General features: G+C 60.2%; 5 protein-coding genes. 3 read left to right on the top strand and 2 right to left on the bottom strand.

Annotation, left to right across the window (positions count from 1 at the left end):
* Window positions 1–138 precede the first annotated feature (138 nt).
* The 3 genes from thiI (at window position 139) to PMI38_RS18630 (ending at window position 5144) form a co-directional block, all read left to right on the top strand.
* Window positions 139–1593 carry a tRNA uracil 4-sulfurtransferase ThiI gene (thiI, locus tag PMI38_RS18620; RefSeq protein ID WP_008097142.1) on the top strand — a complete coding sequence of 485 codons (1455 nt, stop codon included), beginning with the start codon at window positions 139–141 and terminating at the stop codon, window positions 1591–1593.
* Window positions 1594–1719: 126 nt separating this feature from the next.
* The gene (gene typA / locus PMI38_RS18625; protein ID WP_008097144.1) at window positions 1720–3540 is read left to right on the top strand and encodes a translational GTPase TypA; all 1821 of its coding nucleotides are present in this window, start codon (window positions 1720–1722) and stop codon (window positions 3538–3540) included.
* A gap of 185 nt (window positions 3541–3725) precedes the next feature.
* Entirely contained in the window at window positions 3726–5144 is a 1419-nt protein-coding gene (locus PMI38_RS18630) for a PhoPQ-activated pathogenicity-related family protein (RefSeq protein ID WP_008097150.1), read from the top strand.
* Between the two features lie 104 nt (window positions 5145–5248).
* On the opposite strand, the gene PMI38_RS18635 is transcribed toward PMI38_RS18630, so the two are convergent.
* The gene (locus tag PMI38_RS18635) at window positions 5249–5509 is read right to left on the bottom strand and encodes a DUF3077 domain-containing protein (RefSeq protein ID WP_008097151.1); all 261 of its coding nucleotides are present in this window, start codon (window positions 5507–5509) and stop codon (window positions 5249–5251) included.
* Window positions 5510–5642: 133 nt separating this feature from the next.
* Window positions 5643–5924 (bottom strand): hypothetical protein, encoded by a 282-nt coding sequence (locus PMI38_RS18640; RefSeq protein WP_008097152.1) that lies wholly within the window; start codon window positions 5922–5924, stop codon window positions 5643–5645.
* Window positions 5925–6388: the final 464 nt, after the last annotated feature.

Raw genomic sequence — 6388 nt, forward strand, 5'->3', positions numbered from 1 at the left:
GCCGGCTTGCCGGCGATGAGGCCAGTGCGGGCAAACATAAATCCAACCTTCTGTACAAAAGTTGGTCAAATCCTGAGCAATTTCCGATATAATTCGCGCCCCTCATTTTCGGCAGGCCCTGCGCGCGCTGTTAAACCAATGAAACTTATCGTCAAAGTCTTCCCAGAGATCACCATCAAGAGCCGGCCGGTGCGCAAGCGCTTCATCCGCCAGCTCGGCAAGAACATCCGCAACGTGCTCAAGGACCTCGATCCTGAGCTCGCGGTCGATGGTGTCTGGGACAATCTCGAAGTGGTCACCCGCGTCGAGGACGAGAAGGTCCAGCGCGAGATGATCGAGCGCCTCACCTGCACGCCGGGTATCACCCATTTCCTGCAGGTCGAGGAATACCCGCTGGGCGACTTCGACGACATCGTCGCCAAGTGCAAGCAGCACTTCGGTCACCTGCTGGAAGGCAAGATCTTCGCCGTGCGCTGCAAGCGTGGCGGCCACCACGACTTCACTTCGATGGACGTCGACCGCTACGTCGGCAGCCAGCTGCGCCAGCAGTGCGGCGCCGCCGGCATCGACCTGAAGAACCCTGAAGTGCTGGTGCGCATCGAAATCCGCAACCAGCGCCTGTACGTCATCCACAACCAGCACCAGGGCATTGGCGGCTACCCGCTGGGCGCCCTGGAGCAGACCCTGGTGCTGATGTCCGGTGGCTTCGACTCCACCGTGGCGGCCTACCAGATGATGCGCCGTGGCCTGATGACCCACTTCTGCTTCTTCAACCTCGGCGGCCGCGCCCACGAGCTGGGGGTGATGGAAGTCGCCCACTACCTGTGGAAGAAATACGGCAGCAGCCAGCGCGTGCTGTTCATCAGCGTGCCGTTCGAAGAAGTGGTTGGCGAGATCCTCAACAAGGTCGACAACAGCTACATGGGCGTGACCCTCAAGCGCATGATGCTGCGCGGCGCCGCGCACATGGCCGATCGTCTGGAAATCGAAGCGCTGGTGACCGGCGAGGCGATCTCCCAGGTGTCCAGCCAGACGCTGCCGAACCTGTCGATCATCGATTCGGCGACCGACAAGCTGGTGCTGCGCCCATTGCTGGCCAGCCACAAGCAGGACATCATCGACCAGGCCAACGAAATCGGCACCGCCGATTTCGCCAAGCACATGCCTGAATACTGCGGCGTGATCTCGGTGAACCCGACGACTCATGCCAAGCGTCATCGCATGGAGCATGAAGAGAAACAATTCGACATGGCCGTGCTGGAGCGCGCCCTCGAACGCGCCAAGTTCATCTCCATCGACCACGTGATCGACGAGCTGGGCAAGGACGTGGAAGTCGAGGAAGTACGCGAAGCGCTGCCAGGCCAGATCGTCATCGACATCCGTCACCCCGACGCCCAGGAAGACGAGCCTCTGGTGCTCGAGGGCGTTGAAGTCCAGGTGATGCCGTTCTACGCGATCAACAGCAAGTTCAAGCAGCTGGATGAAACCCGCCAGTACTTGCTGTATTGCGACAAAGGTGTGATGAGCCGACTGCACGCACACCACCTGCTCAGTGAGGGACATGCCAATGTGCGTGTTTATCGTCCGGCATAAGATGCCAGGGCTGTATGGCGGCAGCATCCGCCATCGCCCTCCCGACCGCCGGGCCCGCTGAGCCTTTTAACTTCATATTGGCCGCCTAGACTGGCGGCAACCGAATCCTCTGATCGAGATACAGTTGTGATCGAAAATCTGCGTAACATCGCCATCATCGCCCACGTTGACCATGGTAAAACCACCCTCGTCGACAAACTCCTGCGTCAGTCCGGCACTCTGGAGCGTAACGAGCTCAACGACGAGCGCGTCATGGACTCCAACGACCAGGAAAAAGAGCGCGGCATTACCATTCTGGCGAAGAACACCGCCATCAACTGGAACGGCTACCACATCAACATCGTCGACACCCCCGGCCACGCCGACTTCGGTGGCGAGGTTGAGCGTGTAATGTCGATGGTCGACTCCGTGCTGCTGCTGGTCGACGCCCAGGACGGCCCGATGCCGCAAACCCGCTTCGTGACCAAGAAGGCCTTCGAAGCCGGCCTGAAGCCGATCGTCGTGATCAACAAGGTCGACCGTCCGGGCGCGCGTCCTGACTGGGTTCTGGACCAGATCTTCGACCTGTTCGACAACCTCGGTGCCACCGACGAACAGCTGGACTTCAAAGTCGTCTACGCCTCGGCCCTGAACGGCATCGCCGGTCTGGACCACACCGACATGGCCGAAGACATGACCCCGCTGTACCAGTCGATCATCGACAACGTACCGGCGCCGGCTGTTGACCGTGACGGTTCGTTCCAGATGCAGATCTCCGCTCTGGACTACAACAGCTTTCTCGGCGTTATCGGCGTTGGCCGTATCGCCCGTGGTCGCGTCAAGCCGAACACCCCGGTTGTCGCCATCGACACCAACGGCAAGAAGCGCAACGGCCGTATCCTGAAGCTGATGGGTCACCACGGTCTGCACCGCATTGACGTTGAAGAAGCCCAAGCTGGCGACATCGTCTGCATCAGCGGTTTCGATGAGCTGTTCATCTCCGACACCCTGTGCGCCCCGGATGCGGTAGAAGCGATGAAGCCGCTGACCGTTGACGAGCCTACCGTTTCGATGACCTTCCAGGTCAACGACTCGCCGTTCTGCGGCAAGGAAGGCAAGTTCGTCACCAGCCGTAACATCAAGGACCGTCTGGACAAAGAGCTGCTGTACAACGTTGCTCTGCGCGTTCAGGAAACCGATTCCCCTGACAAGTTCAAGGTATCGGGCCGTGGTGAACTGCACCTGTCGGTACTGATCGAAACCATGCGCCGTGAAGGCTTCGAGATGGCCGTAGGTCGTCCTGAAGTGATCATCCGCGAAGTCGACGGCGTGAAGCAGGAACCGTTCGAGAACGTCACCATCGACATCCCTGAAGATTCGCAGGGCAAGGTCATGGAAGAGATGGGTCTGCGTAAAGGCGACCTGACCAACATGGTCCCGGATGGCAAAGGCCGTGTGCGCCTGGAGTACAACATTCCAGCCCGTGGTCTGATCGGTTTCCGTAACCAGTTCCTGACCCTGACCAACGGTGCAGGCATCCTGACCTCGATCTTCGATCGCTACGACACCATGAAGTCGGGCCAGATGTCCGGCCGCCTGAACGGCGTACTGGTTTCGGTCGAGACCGGCAAGGCACTGACCTACTCGCTGGAAACCCTGCAGGCGCGTGGCAAGCTGTTCGTTGAACACGGTCAAGAGATCTACAACGGTCAGATCATCGGCCTGAACAGCCGCGACAACGACCTGGGCGTGAACCCGACCAAAGGCAAGAAGCTCGACAACATGCGTGCTTCGGGCAAAGACGAAGTCATCGCCCTGGTTCCGCCAGTTCGCCACACCCTGGAACAGGCCCTGGAATTCATCCAGGACGACGAGCTGTGCGAAGTCACGCCGAAGTCGATCCGTCTGCGCAAGAAGATCCTGGACGAAGGTGAGCGTACCCGCGCAGCCAAGAAAGCCAAGAACTGAGTTAGCTCAGGCTGAATGAAAACGCCCCCGGTCGAAAGACCGGGGGCGTTTTTGTTTGCCTTGTGGAAAGTGGCTGTAGGAAGCGGCTGTGTTTTGCGGCTGCATGTTCGACTGTGAACTCAGCTGCCTTGTGGCGCTTGGGCCCGTTGCCTACGTTGCCGGCTCTTTCCCATGGAGCACGGAGCATGAACTGTCGCTATTTGCTGGTAATTCCCTGTCTCGCTGTCTGTTTCCAGGCCAGTGCCCAGCAGGACTGCAGCGGGCTGCGCCCGCAGGAAGTGGCCCGCTGTCATGTCGAAAAGGTAAGGCAGGCGCCGCTGCAGTACCAGCTTGAGCAGAAGACGCCCGCACAGGGCTATACGCTTTATCAGTACCGGATGACCTCGCTGACCTGGGCGCCTGAACCGGTGGTCGAACCCCGCTTGTGGGAGCACCGCGTCGAGCTTTATGTGCCCGACGCTGCCTTGCAGGAAAAGGCGCTGCTGGTGGTGAATAACGGTGTGAGATTGGGTGAGGAACAACAAACACCCGACTACTCGTCCGAGGCGCTGAGTGCGGTGGCTGTGCAGACGCAGACCGTTGTGGCAATGATCAGCGACGTGCCCAACCAGTACGTGACCTTCAGCGATGCACAAGCGCCGATGCGCGAGGATCATGCCGTGGCCCACACTTGGGCGCATTCGCTGCGCAGCGAAGCTGCCGCGCCGGAGCTACCCCTGCATGTGCCGATGGCCGCCGCCGCGAGCAGGGCCATGGACCTCACTTCAGCAGCACTTCCCGAGTTGCGCATCGAGCGCTTCATCATCACGGGAGCATCGAAGCGCGGTTGGAGTGCGTGGCTGACAGCCCTGGCTGATGCGCGGGTGATCGCCATCGTGCCAAGCGTCATCGATGTTGCCGACACCACCGAAATGCTGGCCGGCTTGCGCAAGCGCTACGGTGGTGCATGGCCGCTGGCACTTTGGCCCTATCAGGCAGCGGGTGTCTTGCAGCAGTTGGGTAGCCCGGCTTTCGAGCGGCTGATGGGGCTGATGGACCCGATGCGATATCTGGATGAGCCGGGCGCTCGCCTGGAAATACCCAAGTACCTGGTATCCGCCAGCGGGGATGATTTCTTCGCGCCCGACCACGCCACGGACTACCTGCAGCGCCTGCCGGGCCAAACCAGCCTCAGGGTGCTGCCGAATTCGGACCATGGCGGCGTACGCGCGCATGTTGCCACTACGCTCGTACCTTTTGTTAAGCGTATCCAGGCGGGGCGGCCTCTGCCTGGCGTGCAGGTGTTGCCGGGCGAGGAGGTGCGGCGTTTGCAGGTGCGCTTATCTGAGATGCCTGTGGCAGTGAAGGTCTGGACTGCGCACAACGGCGAGGACCGGGATTTTCGTCATGCCTGTGGCGTTCGCTATACATCCCAGACCTTAGTGCCCAGAGAAGCCTTCAGCCTGGATTGGACTGCGCCGTCGCAAGGGTGGCAGGCGCGGTTCGTGGAAGCGCAGTTTGCTGATGGTTTTGTCGCCACCAGCCCGGTGATGGTGTTGCCTGAGAACTTCCCGACCCATCCGCCGAAGGACAATGGCCAGGCCTGCAGAACCTTCCCCAACTGATCTGGCCCTATCGCCGGCAAGCCGGCTCCCACAGTTCATTTGCGGCGCTGCAGGCTTCGTGTGGGAGCCGGCTTGCCGGCGATAGGGCCGGTGCAGCAGCCGGCTTAGCGCATCATGCCCAACTCGGCATCGTCCAGCAGCGCCTTGGCCAATGCACTCAGGTAGTGCGAAGCCCAGATCAGTTGCTGGTCGTTTTCCATCACACCGGTAAGCGTCATGTCGCGTACATAGCCCATCAGTTCAGAGGCTTGTTCACGGGCGTTCTGGCACGGGATACCGGCGGCTATCTGGAACAGCGGCTGATCATGGGCTTCGCCTTGGTAGAAAAAGGTTTTACCTGGCGTGGTTTTATAGTTTTCTGTCATCGGTCCATTTCCCTGACTACTGCGATGGATGGCACCGGCTCAGCCGGTGTTCGCGGGACAAGCCCGCTCCCACAGGGGTTCGCAAGCTGTGCCGTCCTTGTGGGAGCGGGCTTGCCCCGCGAAGCGTCGAACATCAATGCAAGCTGCCGGTACGCTCCAGGGCGAGGCAAAGCGCATCCGCCTGCCCCCAGGCCAGCTGCATGGCCCGCAACCCGTTCATCAGCGACTCTCGCGCCGCTTCATCGGCAATGCCATCGAGGGCGCGGTGGCTGTGGGTGTAGGCGATCGTCAGGTAATGGGTGATGTTGACCACAACATGGTCCAGGGGAACGAGGTTATTGCCAATGGCGTAGGTGAGAGTCGTGCCGTCTGGCAGATCGAAATGGTGGGGTGGGTCGGGGACTATCTTTTTCATAGCAATTCCTGGGTGAGATCTAAGGAACTGCCACCAACGTTTCCACACGTAGAGGCGGCAACTGTACGCAGGGTGGAAAAACCGGTCACCCAAGCACCCGGTAGGCCAAGCGGCCTCCCGCGCACAGCTGCCATTACAACAGCGATCTGAGTGATTAACCGGGTTTCCACACCCGCATCGCTAAACAGCAGCGACCCGGAAATCCTAGAGAGTCAGGTTTCCAGGGACAATCAGACGCGTGTCGACAGAGCTCGTAGGATATTTCGCATGTGCTGATACCGGTAGCTCGAATTCGTAGGAAATGTCTGAGGGTGCTGTGGGATTTGGTGGCGCATGTGTTGAGGTTGCATGAGGCCCAGAAGGTGCTTGCCACCACGTTTTAGCGCCTATGAGGTCGAGCGCCGCCCGCGCGGCGCATCGCGGATGAATCCGCTCCTACATTTGTTGCAACGTGCCACGGTCTG

Source organism: Pseudomonas sp. GM84 (assembly GCF_000282535.1).
In the GTDB taxonomy this organism is placed as follows: domain Bacteria; phylum Pseudomonadota; class Gammaproteobacteria; order Pseudomonadales; family Pseudomonadaceae; genus Aquipseudomonas.

What these genes read in the sequence shown, in the direction of transcription:
- thiI (WP_008097142.1), top strand. Translation starts at nt 139, where the DNA reads ATGAAACTTATCGTCAAAGTCTTCCCAGAGATCACCATCAAGAGCCGG.
- PMI38_RS18630 (WP_008097150.1), top strand. Translation starts at nt 3,726, where the DNA reads ATGAACTGTCGCTATTTGCTGGTAATTCCCTGTCTCGCTGTCTGTTTC.
- PMI38_RS18635 (WP_008097151.1), bottom strand. Translation starts at nt 5,509, where the DNA reads ATGACAGAAAACTATAAAACCACGCCAGGTAAAACCTTTTTCTACCAA.
- PMI38_RS18640 (WP_008097152.1), bottom strand. Translation starts at nt 5,924, where the DNA reads ATGAAAAAGATAGTCCCCGACCCACCCCACCATTTCGATCTGCCAGAC.